General features: G+C 65.7%; 16 protein-coding genes. 3 read left to right on the plus strand and 13 right to left on the minus strand.

Annotation, left to right across the window (positions count from 1 at the left end):
- Window positions 1-12 precede the first annotated feature (12 nt).
- From ACVBEQ_RS03910 to ACVBEQ_RS03945, 8 genes are all read right to left on the minus strand, one after another.
- On the minus strand, window positions 13-1,206 hold the full coding sequence (locus ACVBEQ_RS03910; RefSeq protein WP_447152106.1) for a 4-hydroxybenzoate 3-monooxygenase: 1,194 nt from the start codon (window positions 1,204-1,206) through the stop codon (window positions 13-15).
- 157 nt (window positions 1,207-1,363) lie between these two features.
- A complete protein-coding gene (locus ACVBEQ_RS03915; protein WP_447152107.1) occupies window positions 1,364-2,551 on the minus strand; it encodes an alpha/beta hydrolase family protein in 1,188 nt (395 codons plus the stop codon).
- 62 nt (window positions 2,552-2,613) lie between these two features.
- The gene (locus ACVBEQ_RS03920) at window positions 2,614-3,600 is read right to left on the minus strand and encodes a fumarylacetoacetate hydrolase family protein (RefSeq protein ID WP_447152108.1); all 987 of its coding nucleotides are present in this window, start codon (window positions 3,598-3,600) and stop codon (window positions 2,614-2,616) included.
- A gap of 16 nt (window positions 3,601-3,616) precedes the next feature.
- A complete protein-coding gene (locus ACVBEQ_RS03925; protein ID WP_447152109.1) occupies window positions 3,617-4,555 on the minus strand; it encodes a VOC family protein in 939 nt (312 codons plus the stop codon).
- An 81-nt stretch (window positions 4,556-4,636) separates the two neighbouring features.
- Complete coding sequence (locus ACVBEQ_RS03930; protein ID WP_447152110.1) at window positions 4,637-5,617, minus strand: cyclase family protein; 981 nt, start codon at window positions 5,615-5,617, stop codon at window positions 4,637-4,639.
- 275 nt (window positions 5,618-5,892) lie between these two features.
- Window positions 5,893-7,440 (minus strand): MDR family MFS transporter, encoded by a 1,548-nt coding sequence (locus ACVBEQ_RS03935; RefSeq protein ID WP_447152111.1) that lies wholly within the window; start codon window positions 7,438-7,440, stop codon window positions 5,893-5,895.
- A 191-nt stretch (window positions 7,441-7,631) separates the two neighbouring features.
- Window positions 7,632-7,949, minus strand: coding sequence for a hypothetical protein (locus tag ACVBEQ_RS03940; RefSeq protein ID WP_447152112.1), 318 nt, complete (start codon window positions 7,947-7,949; stop codon window positions 7,632-7,634).
- Between the two features lie 30 nt (window positions 7,950-7,979).
- The gene (locus ACVBEQ_RS03945; protein WP_447152113.1) at window positions 7,980-9,512 is read right to left on the minus strand and encodes a GMC oxidoreductase; all 1,533 of its coding nucleotides are present in this window, start codon (window positions 9,510-9,512) and stop codon (window positions 7,980-7,982) included.
- Between the two features lie 325 nt (window positions 9,513-9,837).
- On the opposite strand from ACVBEQ_RS03945, the gene ACVBEQ_RS03950 reads away from it, so the two are divergent.
- Genes ACVBEQ_RS03950 through ACVBEQ_RS03960 form a run of 3 tightly spaced genes read left to right on the plus strand, consistent with a single transcriptional unit; the run spans window position 9,838 to window position 12,071 of the window.
- Window positions 9,838-10,848 carry a sugar phosphate isomerase/epimerase family protein gene (locus ACVBEQ_RS03950; RefSeq protein ID WP_447152114.1) on the plus strand — a complete coding sequence of 337 codons (1,011 nt, stop codon included), beginning with the start codon at window positions 9,838-9,840 and terminating at the stop codon, window positions 10,846-10,848.
- An 11-nt stretch (window positions 10,849-10,859) separates the two neighbouring features.
- Window positions 10,860-11,270: a C-glycoside deglycosidase beta subunit domain-containing protein gene (locus ACVBEQ_RS03955; protein WP_447152115.1), complete on the plus strand. Its 411-nt coding sequence runs from the start codon at window positions 10,860-10,862 to the stop codon at window positions 11,268-11,270.
- 21 nt (window positions 11,271-11,291) lie between these two features.
- The gene (locus tag ACVBEQ_RS03960) at window positions 11,292-12,071 is read left to right on the plus strand and encodes a TIM barrel protein (protein ID WP_447152116.1); all 780 of its coding nucleotides are present in this window, start codon (window positions 11,292-11,294) and stop codon (window positions 12,069-12,071) included.
- A 138-nt stretch (window positions 12,072-12,209) separates the two neighbouring features.
- Here ACVBEQ_RS03960 and ACVBEQ_RS03965 read toward each other — a convergent pair whose 3' ends face one another.
- Genes ACVBEQ_RS03965 through ACVBEQ_RS03985 form a run of 5 tightly spaced genes read right to left on the minus strand, consistent with a single transcriptional unit; the run spans window position 12,210 to window position 18,634 of the window.
- Window positions 12,210-12,857 carry a TetR/AcrR family transcriptional regulator gene (locus ACVBEQ_RS03965; protein ID WP_447152117.1) on the minus strand — a complete coding sequence of 216 codons (648 nt, stop codon included), beginning with the start codon at window positions 12,855-12,857 and terminating at the stop codon, window positions 12,210-12,212.
- Complete coding sequence (locus ACVBEQ_RS03970; RefSeq protein WP_447152118.1) at window positions 12,854-15,268, minus strand: glycoside hydrolase family 3 C-terminal domain-containing protein; 2,415 nt, start codon at window positions 15,266-15,268, stop codon at window positions 12,854-12,856. Before ACVBEQ_RS03970 ends, ACVBEQ_RS03965 begins: the two co-directional genes overlap by 4 nt.
- Before the next feature lie 52 nt (window positions 15,269-15,320).
- Window positions 15,321-16,415 carry an LLM class flavin-dependent oxidoreductase gene (locus ACVBEQ_RS03975; protein WP_447152119.1) on the minus strand — a complete coding sequence of 365 codons (1,095 nt, stop codon included), beginning with the start codon at window positions 16,413-16,415 and terminating at the stop codon, window positions 15,321-15,323.
- Between the two features lie 43 nt (window positions 16,416-16,458).
- On the minus strand, window positions 16,459-17,658 hold the full coding sequence (locus tag ACVBEQ_RS03980; protein WP_447152120.1) for a flavin reductase family protein: 1,200 nt from the start codon (window positions 17,656-17,658) through the stop codon (window positions 16,459-16,461).
- Window positions 17,651-18,634 (minus strand): LysR family transcriptional regulator, encoded by a 984-nt coding sequence (locus ACVBEQ_RS03985; protein ID WP_447152121.1) that lies wholly within the window; start codon window positions 18,632-18,634, stop codon window positions 17,651-17,653. The genes ACVBEQ_RS03980 and ACVBEQ_RS03985 overlap by 8 nt, the downstream gene beginning before the upstream one ends.
- Window positions 18,635-18,661: the final 27 nt, after the last annotated feature.

The raw sequence follows: 18,661 nt of genomic DNA on the forward strand, positions 1-18,661 counted from the left end.
GTCTGACGCTGATCAGGTGGCCGGCCAACCGGTGTAGGCCTCGGCCAGATATGCGGAGCCGTGCCGCGAGTTGACGACTCCGGCCAGTTCGCCGAGCTGCCGTTTGCGGTCGAACTCGCTGGCGTCGGTGCGGGTGTGCAGCATGCTGGTCATCCAGTAGGAAAAATTCTGCGCTTTCCAGATCCGTTGCAGCGCGCGGTCGCTGTAGGCATTCAGGAGGTCCTTCGATCCGGTGGAATAGTACGAGTCGACGCCTTCGAACAACACCCGCACATCGGCCAAGGCCAGGTTGAGGCCCTTGGCGCCGGTCGGTGGGACGGTGTGCCCGGCGTCGCCGGCCAGGAACAGGTTGCCGTACCGCAGCGGCTCGCACACGTAGCTGCGGAACCGCAGGACCGTCTTGTCGAAAATGTGCCCGCGTTGCAGTTGGAACCCGTCCGGTCCGTCCACCCTTCGTTGCAGCTCCGACCAGATCATTTCCTCCGTCCACGCCGTGGTGTCCTCGTCGGGATCGCACTGGAAGTACATGCGTTGGATGCGCTCGTCCCGCTGGCTGATCAATGCGAACCCGTGGTCGGAGTTGCAGTAAATGAGTTCCTCGGCGCTGGGCGGAGCCTGGCACAGGATGCCGAACCAGGCGAAGGGGTACTCAACGAAGTTGTCGACGCGGTGTTCCTGCGGGATGGACCGTTTGCAGATACCCTGCGACCCGTCCGCTCCGACGAGGAGCTCGCAGTGGATCTCGATGGCCCGGCCGTCGACGTCGATGAAGGAGATTTTCGGGGTGCTGGTCGTCTGGTCCCATACCCGGGTATCCGACACCGAGAAGTGGACCTGACCGCCGTCACGTTCCCTGGCGGCCGCCAGATCGACGAACACCTCGTTCTGCGGGTACAGCCACACCGCCTCACCGACCAGGTCGGCGAAGTCGATCCGATGGCTCTCCCCGGCGAACCGCAGGTCGATGCCCTCGTGCCGGTATCCCGCGGTCAGCACACGGTCGGAGACCCCTGAGTCGACGAGCATGGACACGCTGCCGTGCTCGAGGATGCCGGCCCGGTGGGTGGTTCGGATGGTCTCGTGGTCCCGCTTTTCGACCACAATGGAGTCGATGCCGACTTTGGCCAGCAGGTGCGACAACATGAGGCCCGCTGGACCACCGCCGACAATGCCGACACGGGTCTTCAGGACGTTCGGGGCGGGCACGACAACCTCCACAATTGCAGTCGTAGGTCAGTGGGTTTCGAAAGCTGTCACAACCAGCCGAGCGCCCCGCATTTGTACGGTGCTGGTCAGTCGGTCTGAGGTGAAGGGTCAGGGCAGCACATCGCCGTCGCGGCCGTTGCGTCATCTGCCGCTGAAGTCAGCGTTGACGCGGCATCTCGGTGATCGTGTCGGCGACCCAGTCGGCGATGAAGGTGGACACGTGCGGCAGGTGGTCCAGGCCGATGTGTTCGGTGCCGCCTTCGTCGGGGGTGAAGATCCGCAGTTCCCGTTTCGGGCTGCTGGTGGCCTGATCGTAGGAGCGGTGCGCGTATTCCAGCGGGATCTGCCGGTCGTTCTCCCCGTGACAGATCAGGAACGGGATGTCGATCTGCTCCGCGACACCGTCGAGGTGGACCTGGTCGGCGAAGTCGGCGAATTCGTTCAAGTCGGTGTCGTCAGCGAATCCCCAGACCCACAGCACGTGTTCCCAGTAGTGCGGGACGGGCCGCTCCCCCTCGCGCTCTAGCCTGCGGCGTTGTACCGCACCCCAGTTGTGGTTCGCGCCCCAGGCGACGACCAGTGCCAATCGCTTCTCGAATGCGGCGGCGCGGGGTGCGTAGTAGCCACCGAGGGACCAGCCGACCAGTCCGATCCGGGTGGGGTCGACGTCGTCCCGGGTGACCAGATAGTCCACGCACGCGGTCGCCCAGGCCTCTGAATCCACCCGAGATGTCAACCCCTGCAGCCGAAGTGCCTCTCCGGAGCCGGGTGGGTCGACCATCAGGGTGGAGATGCCCCGGGCGGCCAGCTCGGCCCAGTGCTCGGAGTTGTACATGTGCTCCTTGGTGGAGTCCAACCCGTTGAACATGATCATCACCGGGGCCGGTCCATCCTCAGTAGCCGGCGCCGCACTGAAGTAGGCAGGGAGGGAAGTCCCCACCGTGCCATCTTGGTAGGGGATCTCGACCCGGCTGACCCGCGGGTCACGCAGGTCGAAGGACTTCTGTGCCAGCTCCAGGATTCGCCGATAAGTGGGCACCCGATTGGGGTCGGACTTGGACAGCATTCGCTCGGACTGGGCGAGGTAATTGGTGGCCCTGAAGTACAGCTGACCGGCCGTGCGACGGTGACCAGCCTTCTCGGCCTCTTCCGCCTGCGCGACGAGTTGGTCGGTCAACGCTGTCCAGGCTCGCAGAAAGTCCCCGGTGCCGGCATCGGAACCCTTCGCGGCGGCCTCGCGGATCGGGCGGCAGGCGCGGTCGACCTCGTCGATCAGGCCTCCGCTGTTGAGTGCCGCGACTACGCCGAGGTTCCAGACGTAGTTGCCCGGAAAGAATTCGAACACAGTACTGTCCTTTCAATTCGCGACAGGCGTCGCGGCTGACACGGTCGACACGGGCGAACGCATTAACTGGGTACGGGTGCGCGACGGGTCCGGGATCGGGTTCGGGTGCGGGCAGGCTGCACGGGTGGGAGATCGATCCCGGCGGTCACGGTGTTGCGGATGGTGCCGATGCCCTCAACGGTCATCTCGACCTCGTCGCCGGGCTTCAGCGGCTCGGGGTCGAGCGCGCCACGCCGGCCCCACAGTTCGGCAAGGCACCCGCCGTTGCCGCACGTGCCTGACCCGAGCACATCACCGGCACGGACCTGCGCGCCGCGGGAGGCGTAGGCGACGAGTTCCTCGAACGGCCAGCCCATGTTCGACAGCAGGTCGTTACCAACGAGGCTGCCGTTGACCGACACCGACATCTCCAGGGCCAGAAACCCATCCGGATCGCGGTAGGGATCCAGTTCGTCGGCGGTGACCAACCACGGACCGAGGGTGCTGGCGAAGTCCTTGCCCTTGGCGGGTCCGAGGTTGACCCTCATCTCCCGGCGCTGCAGGTCCCGGGCGGACCAGTCGTTCATGATCGTGTACCCGAAGATGTCCACCTCGTCCGGTTGCAGTGATCGGCCGTCCCGGCCGACCACCGCAGCGACCTCCAACTCGAAGTCGAAAAGGTCACTGCCGGAGGGGATCCGAACCTCGTCATGGGCGCCGATTAGCGCGTACGGGTTGGTGAAGTAGAACGTCGGCGCCTGATACCACTCCGGGACCACCCCAGCACCGTCGCCGACGGAGGCGACCACACCCTCGACATGCTCTTCAAACGCCACGAAGTCCCTGACGGTGGGCGGGTTCAGTGGCGGCAACAGCCGTACCCGCTCGACCGGAATGCCGGGCGTGGCCGAAGCCTCCCGCCCGATGCTCAGGGCGGCTGACAGCCCGGCGCGGACAAGGTCCAGGATCGTCGAGCCGACTGGCAGTTTATGCAACCGGTGCCCGGACGGGCCGCCGCTGACGACACCGGCGTAGACGGCACCGTCGTATTCAAACGTGGCGAATCGCATGGCCTTACGCTCCGGCTCAGACCGGTGGGGCCACGAACAGGCCCTTGTCAACGTCGTTGAACGAGCGGGAGGCGACGAACTCGTTCATCTGGTTCGCGGTGCCCCACTGGTCCGACACCTCCGGCTTGGTGAAGTCGTACAGATGCGGGTGCCAGGAATCCTCGTCGACCAGCTCCAGCTCGGTCGTGTATTCAATGGTGTTGCCGTGCGGGTCGATGAAATAGCTGAAGGTGTTGTTGCCAGCCATATGTCGTCCCGGCCCCCAGATCTTCTCCACCCCGGCGCGAAGCAACCGGCCGGTACCACGCATGTAGGAGTCGATGTCGCGCATCTCGAACGAGGCGTGGTGCAGCGACGGGTGCGGGCCGCGGGCGATGGCCAGGCTGTGGTGCCACGAATTGATCCGCATGAACCACATCATTTCGCCCATTCGCGGGTGCATCAGGGTGTCGGACAACCGGAACCCCAAATGCTTCTCGTAGAAAACGCGGGTTTCGTCCGGCCGCGGCGAGTTGATCACCACGTGGGACAGCCGGACCGGGATCGACTCGCCGGCCTCGATGGTCCGATGCCGGCGGATCGCGACGTCGGCGCTGACCTCGACGGTGCGGCCCTCGTTGTCGAAGAACCGGAACCCGTAACCTCCGCCCGGGGTGTCGATCACGCCCGGTTCGCTGACCAATTGGACCCCCGCAATGGCCAGGGTGGCGGCCAGTGCGTCAGCGTCCGCCGGGGAGGCGACTCCAAACGAGATGAGGTCGATCCGCTTGTCGCCTGCCTGCCGCAACCGGACGATGTAGTTCTCCGGAGAGCCCTCAGCGGCCAGGAACGCCAGGCCGGAGTCGGTGTGCTCGCTGGTCAGCCCCCAGGTGTTGGTGTAGAAGTCCAACTGCTTGGCGAAGTCCGGCACGGCCAGGTCGACGTGCCGCAGGTGGGTGATCATAGGTGCATTCATCAAAGGCCTCCTTGAATATCTGTGTGTTCGGAAAGGAACCTTGGTGCCTGGTTCCAGGAAGGGCGTGGTGTTGGCGTCGGATCACTTGACAGCGACGGGGGCGACCGGTGAGCCGACAGCCCCCGTCACCGGAAGCGGTTCGGCGGACAGCCAAAACTCATAGATGCCGTCCGTGGCACAGTCCTCGGCGAGCGCGTCCAGGTCCCACATCTCCCCGATGAACAGCCCGATATGCGGGATCGCGACCTGGTGCAGCGGCTGGAACGCGTTCTCGAATTCGTTCGGCCGGACCTCGAAACCCCAGGTGTCGGTCGCGATCCCAGCGATCTCCCTGCCGTGCAACCAATCCGCGGTGGTGAACGACAAGCCTGGTGATGCACCACCGGCGTAATCGCCCCAACCGTCCCGGCGGGCGCGAGCCAGCCTCCCGGTGCGGACCAACACCAGGTCGCCGCGGCCGACCGTTGCGCTCGGCCCCTGGGCGGTACTGGTTGCTTCCAGGTGTTCGGCGGTGATGGCGAACCCGTCGGGCAGTTCGCCGCCCGGCCCGAAGGCTCGGCCGACGTCCAGCAGGACACCGCGACCGCTCATCCGGCCGGCGGCGGTTTGGATACCGGTCACCAGGTCACCATCGCTGGTGACGACATCACCAGCGCGGCGACCGTTCCAGGCGTTTCCGTGGTCGAAGATGTGCCCCAGACCATCCCACTGGGTAGAGGCCTGCAGCGGCATGAAGATCACGTCGTCGGCGCCGCCGATACCGTGCGGGAAACCCTGGTTGCCGCGCTCGGCGTCGGTGCCGGTGTCCAGCATGGTGTGCACCGGGTTCGTCCGGCGCCGCCACCCCTTCTGTGGTCCGTTCATGTCGAACGATTGAGCCAGGGAAAAGCTCACACCTCGGCGAATCAGGGCAGCGCCCTGAGCCCGTTTGGCGTCGTCAAGGTAGTTCAGGGTGCCCAGAACATCGTCGATCCCCCAGCGGCCCCAGTTCGAACACCGCTTTGCGGCAGCCGCGATCGATGCCTCCGGATTGTCGGGATCCAGCGGGAAGGTGCTACTCATGTGTCGGGTCCTCCTTGAACGACCTGTCTACGATCGCGGACGCGGGGTCGGCAGAGAAGCAGACATTGCTGATGCACTGGTATTCACCAGATGGATGCCCTGTGATCGTGGTCGACCGGACACCTGAATCCGGCCCGCCGACGTCATCTGGTGATTTAGCTGAGCGGCCTCAGACCACTTGCCGTCATAGCGTCTGGGACTAACACCATCCGTGTGACGGCCGATGCTGGTGCACTCCAGTCGCCGCATCGTTGCTTGCGACGCGGGGATCAGGATCAAGTTGCGGATCCGTGGCCCGGCTTGACCCTGCTCAGTTCGTGTTCTGGCAGGATCAACGCCAGCAGCAGTCCGGCGGCGAACAACGGGGCAATCCAGAGGAACAATGGCACCAGTGCGTCGATATAGGCCAGCGACACGCTGTCCCGAAGGTCGGCGGGCAGCGTCTCGGCGACCTCCGGTGTCAGGTGTGCTATGTCCAGTCCATCGGGCAGCGCCGCGGGCAATCGCCCGGCCAGTCTGCTCCCGAAGGCGCCGCCGATTACAGCTGCCCCGATGGTCACACCGATCTCCCGGAAGAAGGTGACGGTGGAGGTTGCCGTCCCGACGGATGCCGCCGGCACGGCGCTCTGCACGGCCACCATGGCGACCTGCATGAACATCCCGACACCCATCCCCAGCACGGTCAGGTACACCGCCAGCAGCCAGATGGGAGTGGTGGCTGTCATTGTCGCCAGCAAGAGCATGGCGCCGGCGGCAACGATCGTTCCGACGATCGGGAAGATCTTGTACCGCCCGTAGCGGCTGATCAGTATGCCGGCCGAGATGTTGGTCAACATGATCCCGGCGGTGAGTGGCAGCAGCAGCATCCCGGCGGCGGTTGCTCCGGTGGCGTACACCATTTGGGCGTAGGACGGGATGTAGCTGATCACCCCGAACAATCCGGCACCGATGACCAGGCTGAGCCCGATCGCAATCAAGACCGTGCGATTGGCCATCATGGACAGCGGTATCAGGGGATCGACCGCACGCCGCTCGACGAGTGCGAACACGGCGGAGCCGATGAAGGCGGCGGCGATTAGGACGACCATGGTGGTGGAGGTCCAGGCGTACTCCGTGCCGCCCCAGGCGAAGACCAGGACGATGCACGATGTCGTGACGGTGAGGACAGCGATGCCCCAGATGTCCAGGGGCGTTTCACGGCGCCGCCGGGGCAGGTGCAACGCCAGCACGGCGATGCCGAGCGCGATGGCTCCCAGTGGAAGGTTCAGCCAGAAGATCCACCGCCAGCTGGCGGCGTCGGTCAGCGCACCGCCGATCAGCGGGCTGATGACGGTGGCCAGCCCGAAAACAGAGCCGATCGGGCCCAGGAATTTGCCGCGGTCCCGGGGCGGCACCACGTCGGCGACGATCGCCTGTCCGCCGACCAGCAGCCCTGCCCCACCAAGGCCCTGCAGAGCACGAAACCCGATCAACTGCCACAGGTTCTGCGAAAATCCGCACAGCGCGCTGCCGATCAGGAACAGGGTGATGGCGGCCACGAAGAGCCGTTTGCGACCGAAGACATCGCCGAGTTTGCCGTAGACCGGCATCGCGACCGCCATCGCCAAGGTGTAGGCGATGACCACCCATGACATGTGCTCCAGCCCACCGAGTTCGCCGACGATGGTGGGCAGCGCGGTGGCGACGATGATCTGGTCCAACGCCGCAAGGAAGGTCACCAGCAACAGGCAGACGAAGATCCACCGCAGCTGCTTTGCTGCGGCACGGTCGGTGGTCTGCACGCCGGGTGCGGACGCGCTGGGTCCAAGAACGTCAGAATTCACGATGCCTCCGCGGGCCGATGTGCGGTGTTCGCACAATGACGGCGGCGGTAGGCGCGGAGCGGGACTTCAGGACCCGACCGACGGGCCGAAGTCGGCCCCATCGTCACAGCTATTGTCGCACAGTTCGTCTCGAAAATGGGCGGTCAGTGTGGCCGGGGTAACAGGGCCAGCTGGTTCTGGTGGTCTTCGGATCAGGACGTTGGTGATCCGCGTTTGATGTGGGCCAGGACGGCGCCTCCATCATCGGTGAGCCAGCCCTTACTACCGGCAAAATCCAGCATCTGCTGGAAAGACCGTTCCCAGGTCCCGTCCACCCCGTGTGCCGCGGCCCTCAGCCATGCCACGTTCACTGCTACCTGGTCAGTGCCGACGCGACGACCGGCGCCCGTGTGGGCAAGCACCGCGTCCACGGCGCCATCCGCCACTCCCACGGGGACGCGTGCGTGGAAGCGTCGACAATCCTCGGGATCGGTGAGAGTTACCCCGCTGTCGGTGATGTCAACGATCATTGGGGACCTCCACATTCTGAATTGGACACGTCAGGCTCTGTTGTCGGCGTCGGCCAGTTGCTCGGCGATCTTCCGAGCACCCAGGACAGCGAGGGCGACCGACGTCAAGGTGGGATTGCAGGCGGTGGAGGTAGGAATTACTCCGTTGCCGGCGATTATCAGCCCGGGGTGTCCCCAGACCTGACTGTTCGTGTCGCACACGCAGGTGCCGTCGTCGGCGAGACCCATCCTGGTGGACCCCTGATAGTGCAGGGACGTACCGGCCGGCAGCACGATCGGGTTCTCATCCAGCGGCGTACCCAGCGCCTTGGTGGCACGGCGGATCGCGTCGACGGCCCCCTGGATCGCAGCCCGGTCGTTGTCAGTCAGGCCGTAGTGAATGCGCATGGCAGGCATGCCGTAGGCGTCGGTGGCGGTGTCGTCGAAGGTGACGGCATCCTCTGCGCGGACATCCTTGCGGCAGAACCAGCCGAGTCCGACGATAGATCCCGGCGCGATGGGCGTATCGGTGGTCAGCGGGATGGGCGAGGCGTCCAGTTGCATGACCTGGCCGTGGAACGGGTGATCTTCGTCGAAGGGCACCCAGCTCACCCCGCTGTGCTGGGCCGCGCCGGTCGAGCCGCTGCCGGTCGTCCTGGCTTCTGCTTCATGGCCCGCTACGACCTCGTCATCCAGCCGCACCGCCGCGATGACCTGCGGTTGATCGTTGAGGTAGCGCCCTAACGCGGCCGGCCGAATACCGGAGGCCCACAACAGTTGTGGGGTCCGGAGGGCATCTGCCGCGACCACCACCCAGCGAGCCGCAACGCGCCGGATCCGTCCGGTCTGCAGATCCTCCAGCTCGACGCCCTGCGCCCTGCCGTGCTCATCGACGAGGACGCGACGACACAGCGTGGTGGTCAGCAGTTCGACGGTCGCCGCGGTCAGGGTGTCGCCCAGGACGACGTCGGCGCCCGACCAGTGCACCCGACCGCCCTCGACGCGGACCGCCAACGGCATCGGCTGCACCCGCCGGTCCCGTGGTCTCTCGTTGTTGAACTCGGCGCCGAGGCGGTCACGGACCACCGAGGAAAACGGGGCATGGTCAAAGGCGTCCCGGCTCACGCCGAGCAGTTCCTCGGCCCGGTTCAGGGCGCCGTCCATGATCGCCTCGGGGAGGAACTCGATGCGTTCGGTGCCGCCCGGCCGCGGGCAGGCACACGTCCAGTGCGCGCCCATACCGCCGACGTTGGACGACATCGCCGCTGCCGGCATTCCGTCGCCGCCCGCCGGATCCGGGTGGCCGTCCACCAGGAAGGTGCCGGCCCTGCCCGGGACGGGCTGCCTGCCGTTCACCACCTGGGACGGCGCCGGCCCCTGCGATGCCAGTTGCGCCTGCTGACGAAGGGTGTCATCGGCGATGTTCTTGACGTGGCTACCGGCGGGGTCGGTGATCTGCGGACCCACCTCGACCACCAGCAACCGAGCGGCCGGGGCCAGTTCGTGGAGCTCCCGCGCGTAGGCGCTGCCGCAGGGGCCGCTACCGACGATCACGACGTCGACGTCGTCTGTTTGCATGTCCATCATCAATTCTGCTGGGCCACCAATCGGTGGGCTGCAACGGCTCCCGGTTCACCGGGCCGATCCCGACTCGCCGGCGGACGGTGTGAAAGCCCGATCAGCGTATGACTCCCGCGAGGGGGGAACCAGATCGGACACCATCAGAAACACCCATGGTCAACCATCACCGATCGGTGTTTCTCCGGTCAGGCGCGTCCCGATAGAGTCGCCGAATTCAGTCGGCGTGTCCGCATGCCGACCAGAGGGAGCCCGCTCCCTCGGGCGTCGTTGTTCGGCGACGCAGCACCGTGGCCGCTACTGGCGGCCCCACCGCAAGGAGCATTCCAACGTGGCAGTGCACGCGATCAAACGCGGCGTCAGCTTCTACTCCTACCAGGAGGAGTACTTCCTCGGTCAGCTCGGCATCGAGGACTGCATCAGGGAATCGGCCGCGTTCGGCGCCCTGGGCATCGAGATCATCCCGGAACAGATGATGCGCGGGTACCCGCACATCACCGATGACTTCTACCGGCAGTGGCACGGCTGGATGGACAAGTACGGCACCACCCCGGTGGCCAGCGACCTGTTCATCGACACCAAGAAGTACCCCGACCGTTGGCTGACGGTAGACGAGCAGGTGGAGTCGGTGGACCGCGATCTCGAGATCGCACACCGGCTGGGGGTCACCGAGATCCGCGCCATCATCAACACCCCGCCAGAGGTGATGGAGGGCGCCGCCCCGCGCGCCGAGCAACTGGGACTGCGGCTGCTGCTGGAGGTCCACGCCCCGTTCCACTACAAGCACCCCTGGATCCTGCGACACCTCGAGGTCATGCACCGTTTACAGTCCCCCGCCCTCGGGTTCATGCCCGACATGGGCACCTACGTCGAGCGCTTCCCCCGCGTCGTCACCGACCACGCCCGACGGCAGGGCGGACGCGAGGACCTGCTCGACCTGATCGTCGCAACCTATGACGCACACGGAGACGTGCACGGCCTGATGGACACCGTCTACTACATGGGCGGCGGACCGATCGAGACCGGAATGGCCAGGCAGGCAACGCACTACACCTGGAACGACCCCAGAAACATGCTTGAACACATGCCCTACATCCACCACATCCAGGCCAAGTTCTACGAGATGACCGACGAGGGCGTCGAGTACTCCATCCCCTACGACAAGATAATCCCGGTGCTCATCGAAGGCGGCTACTCCGGCTACCTGTCCAGCGAGTACGAGGGCAACCGGCACATCCAGGACGCCTTCGAAGTCGACAGCCTGGAACAGGTCCGCCGGCAACACGCGATGTTCCAGCGCCTGCTCGGAACCGACAGCGACGCCGACACCGCGAAGACCTGAGGAAGATTGACATGTTCGACAAATACATCATCGTTCCCGAGGGTTTCCGAAATTTCACAACGGACAACGGCACACCTGAAACTTCTGTGAGCGGCTACGAACTCGGCATCCGGTTGCCCTACTACCGCGGACTGGGCCTGTCGATGGTCGAAGCCATCGACCTCATCGTCGACGGAAAACCCGTTCCCGCCGAGTCAATGACCTTGACGGTGCACGGCAACTCCTATGCCGTCACCGATCTGGCCACGGTGTTCGACGACCGCTGGGAGATGGGCGAAATCGCCACCCTGCGTGTCGCTCAACCGGGCGGCCTTGCACCCGGCTCGCACGATATCTCCGTCGCACAACGGCTACGCATTTCGTACATGCCGGTCCCCGGCGGGGGCCGGGACAGCAAGACTCTCGAACTCTCTGAGCTTTAACAAACACCGAAAGGCTTCACCGTGTATCAACTATCTGCCAACATCGAATTGCTGTTCACCGAGGCCGGCCCGGACTATGCGGACCGGGTGCACGCTGCAGCGGCGGCCGGGTTCGACGCCGTCGAAATCTGGGGCACCTTCGAGAAGGACCTGGACGCACTGGGTAAGGCCCTGCGTGGTACCGGTGTCACCCTCACCTCTGTGCTGGCCGAACCCCGCACCAACTTCACCCTGCCCTGGGAGACCGATCGCACCCCGTTCCTGGATGGCATCGCCCGCGGCGTGGACAACGCCCGCCTGCTGGGGTCCTCCCGCATCGTCGTGGGCTCCGGCATCGGCTTCCCCGGCATGAAGCGCGCCCAGAATCTGCCGAAGCTGATCGACGCGTTCGGCCTGGCCGTCGAACGTACCCGTGGATCCGGCGTCACCCTCGTCCTGGAACCGGTCAACACCCGGGTCGACCATCCAGGGACGCTCGTCGACCGCACCGCCGACGCGGTCCTGGTCGCCGAGGCCGTCAATGACGACAGCTTCAAGATCCTCTACGACCTCTACCACTCGGTCACCGAGGGCGAGGATCCGGCCACCGAACTGGCCAACGCCGGCTCGCTGATCAGCTACGTCCAATTCGCCGACGTCGTCGGCCGCGGCGAGCCGGGAACCGGCAGCATCGATTGGCCCGCCGCGCTGAATACCCTGAAGGCCGCCGGATATGACGGACCGATCGGTCTGGAATACTTCCCCACCAAGCCGACCGTCGAGTCGCTGGAGTACATCCGGTCGGTCGCGGCGGCTGGCTGATCGCTGCGCTGCTGCCCGTCTCAGCCCGCCCGGGTCACAACGCGACGCCGCGACCGGCGCGCTGATTGCGGTGACATGCCAAAGCCGGTTGACCCGCTCCGTTGTGAGCGGGTCAACCGGCTTGGTATTATCCCGGGTTCAGCGAGCCAGGGACAGGTAGGCGGTGACAGTGTCGACCAGGTTGGGCACGATGTCGTCCCAGTCGCCGGCGTCGTCGGCGCCCTCCATGGTGCTGCCCAACCCCAGCCGACGGGCAACAACGCTATAAACGATGGTGAAACACCACTCGATCGCCGTCACCGGGTCGGGATGACGAATCTCGTCGCGGCGCTGCGACAGCAACTCGACGAACTGCGCTCGCATCAGCACGGCCGATTGGCGTCCGCGTACGGAGATCTGCTGGTCGGTGGCGGCCAGCAACATGAAGGGCCGCAGGACGTCTGCGTCGCGGCGCAGCAGAACCGTGACCCTGTTGATCAACTCGGCAACGACATCACGGAGCCGCCCGCTCTCCACGTCCGTGGCCCGCAATGCCTTTTCGGTGTCACTGTCCACCCGCGCCATCTCACGCTCGTGGATGAGCCGGATCAAGTCGTCCTTACCGTTGACCCGGTTGTAGATGGCACCCATCGAGGCATCCGCGCGGGTGCAGACCTCGGCGAGGGTGAACGAGTCAGGACCACGCTCGACCAGCAGAGCCAACGCCGCGTCCTGTACCCGTTCGAAGCTGCGCCGGCTCCGCTCCTGCTTCGGTTCCCGCAACACCGGCGCCTCGGATTTGATCATCGCTGGACCGCGATGATCACGGGCAGGTCGACGCTGGACCGGCCGATCAGCACCTGGTGGAGGCCCTGCGGAATGGTCCAGTTTCCGGCGGCTTCGTCCCACCGGCGGAACGCCTGCGCGTCCAAGGTGAAGGTCGTGGTCCCTGTTTCGCCACCGGCCATCTCGATCGCGCCGTAACCCGCAAGGCGGCAGTCGATCTCGCCTGGCGCCTGGACGTAGGCCTGAATCACGTCGCGGCCCGCGCGGCCCCCGGTGTTGCGCTCCGTGGCGGTGACGGTGACAGGGTGGCCGGCCCCGGCTTCCGTCACCTGGGCATCGATCAGCTCGAAATCCGTGTAGCCCAAACCGAACCCGAAGGGGTACCGGGGGGCGATACCGTCGCGCCGGGCGTGCCGATACCCGGTGGGTTCGCTCGCGTCGTAGTTCAGCGTCTTGTCCGGTCCCAAACCGACTCCCCAGCCGGGAATGTCCTCGTCCCGCATCGGAATGGTGATCGGCAGCCGGCCTTTCGGTTCCCGGTCGCCGAACAGCACCGACGTCAGGGCGGCGGAGAGTTGCTCGCCGGGAAACCAGGTCAGCAGCACGGCGGCAGCGCGATCGGCCCACGGCATGTGCACCGCCCGGGACGCATTGACGACGACCACCGTTCGGGCGTTTGCTTCCGTGACGCGCTCGATGAGTTCGACCTGGTACTCGCTCAGTGCCATGGTGTCCCGATCAGCGCTCTCCCGTGACGATCCCTGATGATCGCCGACCACCAGGATGACGGCGTCCGCGGCTGCGGCCAACTCCAGCGCTTCCTGCAGCACGTGCTGCGGTTGCGGAGGCAGTGCGGTCGCGGTGACGGCCCTGACGTGCGCGCCGCCGAGTTGACTCTCCACCACCACCGTCACCGGTTTGCCGGCGACCAGCTGAACGCGTTGCTGGGTGACCTCCGCCCTTGCCACCGCACCCATCACGTCGTGTGCGGGCGGGGCAGCCGAGCTGATCACCAATTCGTCGTCGATCCGTAGCGTCGCGTCGCCGGTGCCGCCGACGCCGAAGACCCACTCACCGGTTTCGACAGGGGTCAGCACCGTTGTTACCCGAATCCGGGCGTCAGGCGCTGTTCCGACCCCGGGCACCGGGCCGAACCAGACAAACGACGACGACTGCCGAACCTCGCCGAACGCGGCCGCATCGCCGTCAGGTGCGAAAGTCTCCAACAGCGAACCGGGAGTGCCGTCCGGAGTTGTGCCGCCGAGCTCAGGCAGGGTGAACGGCGCCGGCGCCACCACACCCTGGGCGTAGTCGACCTGCACCGTCGACCCCAGCCGGTCGCGCAGGGAATCAAGGGGTGAGATGACCGGACCGATGGGGTTCACCCGGGCGAACGTTCCACCCTGCAGGCAGGGGCTCGTGGCGTTGACACCGATCACCGCAATGCGGGACAACGCGGCCGGGTCCAGAGGCAATACCTGGCCGCGGTTCTCCAACAAGGTGAACGAGGCAGCCGCCGCACGTTCCAGCACCGCATCGCGATCGACAGCTATCGCCCCCTTGGCCGGACGGCTGGCACCGCTGCGCCGTCCGGTGCGTTCGGCCAAGAGCAGCAACCGCCGTGTCATGTCGGCCAAACGCTCGGCGCTGACGTCGCCATTGTTAACCGCATCGACCAGTCGCTCCCCGAAGAACCGTGCGGGTCCCGGCATTTCCAGATCCAGACCGGCTGTCGCGGAGGCAATGGTGTCGACGACGCCGAACCAGTCGGACACCAGGACGCCATCGAATCCCCACTCGTTCTTGATGATGTCGATCAGTTCAGCACTTTCGGCGCAGTGCGCACCATTCACCCGGTTATAGGCCATCAGGATCATTTCCACACCGGCCTCGACGAGCATCTCGAACGGCCGCAGGTAAACCTCACGGAGGGCGACCGGCCCGATCTGCGCGTTCATGAACCGACGTTCGGTCTCGGTGTCGTTCCCCACCAAGTGCTTGACGCACACGCCGATACCCTGCTGGTGCAGACCCGCACTCCAGGCCGTAGCCAGCAACCCGGACAGCCACGGATCCTCGGAGTACATCTCAAAAGCCCTGCCGGACAGCGGTGTCCTCGGGATGTTGACGTTGGGTGCGAGGACGACGTCCACCGCCCGTTCCACTGCCTCCGCGCCCATCAGCAGCCCCACGTCCTCGACCACCTGCAGGTCCCAGGTCGCGGCCAAGGCGGTGCCGGACGGCAGCAGGGAGGACGTGTCCCGCTCGTCCAACCCCCGGCTGACCAGGCCCAGCGGCCCGTCGACCATCACCACCGCTTCGACACCCAACTCGGGTGCCGCCGTGGTGCTCCACCCGTTCAACCCGCCGGTCAGCCGGGCAGCGGCCCGGTCGAGGGTCTCGTCGGTCACGGAAAGCGGTGACTTAGTCATGGTTCTCATTTCTTTGTGATGTCCGGTACCGGGAAGTGAAACGCGCAGCCGGTTACCGCAGTGCCGGAATGACCTTCTCGCTGAACAGGTTCATGGTCTTGTCGGTGACCCGGCGCCGCTCCTGGGTGAGCGGGCCACCCATGAAGGCCCCCAGGACGTTGCCGATGCCCAGGTCCTTGAACTCCCGCAGATGACCGATCACCGTGTCCGGGCTGCCGGCCAGGCACCAGGTGTCCTTGTAACCCTGGGTCCGGGCATCCGGGGCGGCGCGCAGGTCGATGCCCAGGATGGCCTCGGCGGCCTTGTTGGCGACGTATTCCCGTTCGACGGTGCGCTGGTACTCCTCCAGCATCAGATCCAAGTCCTGCTCGGCTTGCTCATCCGTATCGGCAACAACGACGTGCTGGTAGGAGTGTGTGGTCCACTCGAGCGCCGCGTCGATCTTCTCCTGGCTGTGTCCCTGGGATTCCAGGGCCTCTCGGTAGGCGGTGAAGTTCTTTGTGACATAGCCGATGGCGTCACCGGTGTCGATCCTTGGTGGGTCGAATGCCAGGATGAACGCCGGTTGCGCCTTGCGCGCGGCCCGCTCAACGCTGGACGGTCTGGCCGCGACGGACATGGTCCGGGGCTCTGGCAGCGTGTAGGGCGCGGGGACGATCCGGGACACGACAGCGCCTTTGTACTGGCCGTTGTCAAACTCCACGGGCGGGTCACCGGGCTTTTTGGCCCAGAGCCGTTCGGCGATCTCCATGTTGTCGTTGGACAGCGTCTTCGAGTCGGCGAAAGTGACCCCGAAGCCGATCATCTCCTCCGGGGTGGTGCCACTGCCGATACCCACCAGGATCTTGCCGTCGGTGAGCTGGTCCAGCATCGCCAGCCGCTCGGCGAACCGTACCGGGTGGTGCAACGCGATGGTCTGCACCGAGAAGCCGTAGTGCAGACGGGGAAGTTGCCCTGCCAGGTAGGAGGCGAACATGAACGGGTCACTGGCCGGCGGGGCGTAGCCGGTGAAGTGGTGATCGGGCAGGAACACCGCATCGAAGCCGCCCTGCTCGGCGACCTTCGCGTGTTCGATCATGGCCTGCATGACGGGTCGGTCATCGGCCGGTCCGGTGGAACGGGTGGTCAGGAACGTGGAGAAATGCATGACGTCAACTCCTTGGGTTCAGATGCAGGTTGATCAACGACATTCAGTTCGCGGGCGCGGACCCGCCGAGCTTTTCGGTGATTCGCTGCGCAGTCAGCAGCAGCCGATCCAGGCATTCCCGCAGCCGCTCGGAGGAATCGTGACCCGAGAACCCGTTGAGGGTCAGGGACAGGGCGACCTGCCCATCGGGCCCGAACACCGGAGCGTGCAGTGAGGTGACCTCCGCAGGCTGGTCCAGGTCCGCCGGGCCGGCACCGGCACGCGCCAGCAGCGACGGCAACACACCCGACAGATCCGGAGCTGCCGAGTCGCTGGTGACGTGCACCGTGCGCTCGAACTCCGCCGCTGCCTCGGTGCCCGTCGACACCGAGTAACCAAAGCGCCGGACGGTGGCCAGTTCGGCCAGGGCTGCGTCTTCCGCCACTGATCCCAAGATGCTGCGGGTCTGCCCGAGCCAGCGCCGCTCAGCCTCCGGTCCCGCCCAGGCAACATGCAGCGGAGCCAGCGGCGCAGCCAGCTGGAAGGAGATTCCGACACGGCTGGGCGCCCCATGTGGCGATGCGGCGACACCGGCAGCGCTGACCACGACGACGGTGTCCTCCACCGCGACGCTGACCAGGCACTCGAGGTCCAGATCCGTCGTCAGCGACTCGATGTCGGGCCGGGCAGCGTCAACGGCGCGAACCTGCCGGGGCAGGAAGTTGTTCAGGGACTCGATGGACGGGATGGAGAAGGACCCGTATCCGCCACGCAGAAACAACAAGGGCAGGCCGTCGGCGTCGCCGACACCCAACGAGGTGACCCGGCCGATGACGATGTCATGATCGCCGGCCCTGTGCACATCGTCGATGGTGCAATCCACCCAGGCCGCCGCGCCGTCCAGGCGCGGGCTGCCGGAGACGGTGTCCGACCACGTCGAGGCGCTGAACCGGTGCTCTTCCTTGCGGGCGAACGCCCGGCAGACGTCCTGTTGTGCGGAGGTGAGGATGTTCGCGCAGAACGAGCCGGCTTCTCTGATCTTCGGCCAAGTCGAGGACCTGACGTCCGGCATGAAGGCCACCAGCGGCGGGTCCAGTGATACCGAGGAGAAGGTGCCGACCACCATGCCCAGGAGGCTGCCGTCGGGATGCTTCGCGGTGATGAGAGTGACACCTGTGGGGTATTGCCCGAGCACATACCGGAACCAGGCCGGATCGCCGGCCTGGTTGACCGGATCGGCTGCTGTCACTGTTGTCTCAGTCATGGGACGGCTCCTGCATGTGCTCGGTGATCTCGTCGATGGATGGACTGTTTACGGAACCTGGGTCGATGTCTTCCAGCAGTGACGACGCCTGCCGGACCAGCGCCCGGAACCACTGATGTCCCGGGTCGAGCTGCCGGGACGGATGCCACCAGGCCGCCTCGACCAGCGGGGCGAACTCGACGGGCAGCTCAACGGTCCTTAACCGGAAGCGGGACAGGCACTCTCGTACCATCCGCTCCTGCACCATGGCGTACAGGGTGGTACCTGACACCGCGAGCGGGAGCATCGAGAAGGTGTCGACAACGACGTCCGTGTGCTGGCCGAAGTCGACGATGTCGTCGATCTGGCGGTCGGCCAGGGTGGCGCTCACCGGGGCGAACGCCCGCGCCCACCGCAGACTGCCGATGTCGTCGAGCGTGTAGGGGTGCTCGGCACGGGGGTTGTCGGCGCCGGTGACACAGACCCAGCGGTCGCGGAACAAGTCCTTGACCGGCAGCCCGGAGACGTGACCCCGCGGGATGAGGAGAAGATCGACGGTGCGGAGCAGCTCCTCAGGGCTGTCCACAGCAATGGGTCGAACCGATTCCAGCCGAAGTTTCACCTGCGGGGCCTGTCGTTGCAGCATCGACATGAGGTACGGCGTCAGCAGGCTGAGCGCGTAATCGGAACCGACCACCCTGAATTCGCGGGTCGAGGTCATCGGGTCGAAGGTCGGTTGCGCACTCAGTGTTTTTTCGATGAGCCGCAGTACCTCGGCCACCCGGTCGGTCAGCACCTGCGCCAACGGGGTCAACTCATACCGGGTACCGACCCTGGTCAACAATTCGTCATCGAACTGCCGCCGGAGCCGGCCGAGTGCAGAACTCATCGCGGACTGGCTGACGCCGATGCGTGCGCCGGCCCTGGTGACATTGCGTTCCTGCAGCAACGCGTCCAACGCCACCAGCAGATTCAAATCGGCAGAGAGAATGTTCATGGGTGGGACACAGCTCCTCTGATGTGC

The sequence above is a fragment of the Nakamurella sp. GG22 genome (genome assembly GCF_052976845.2).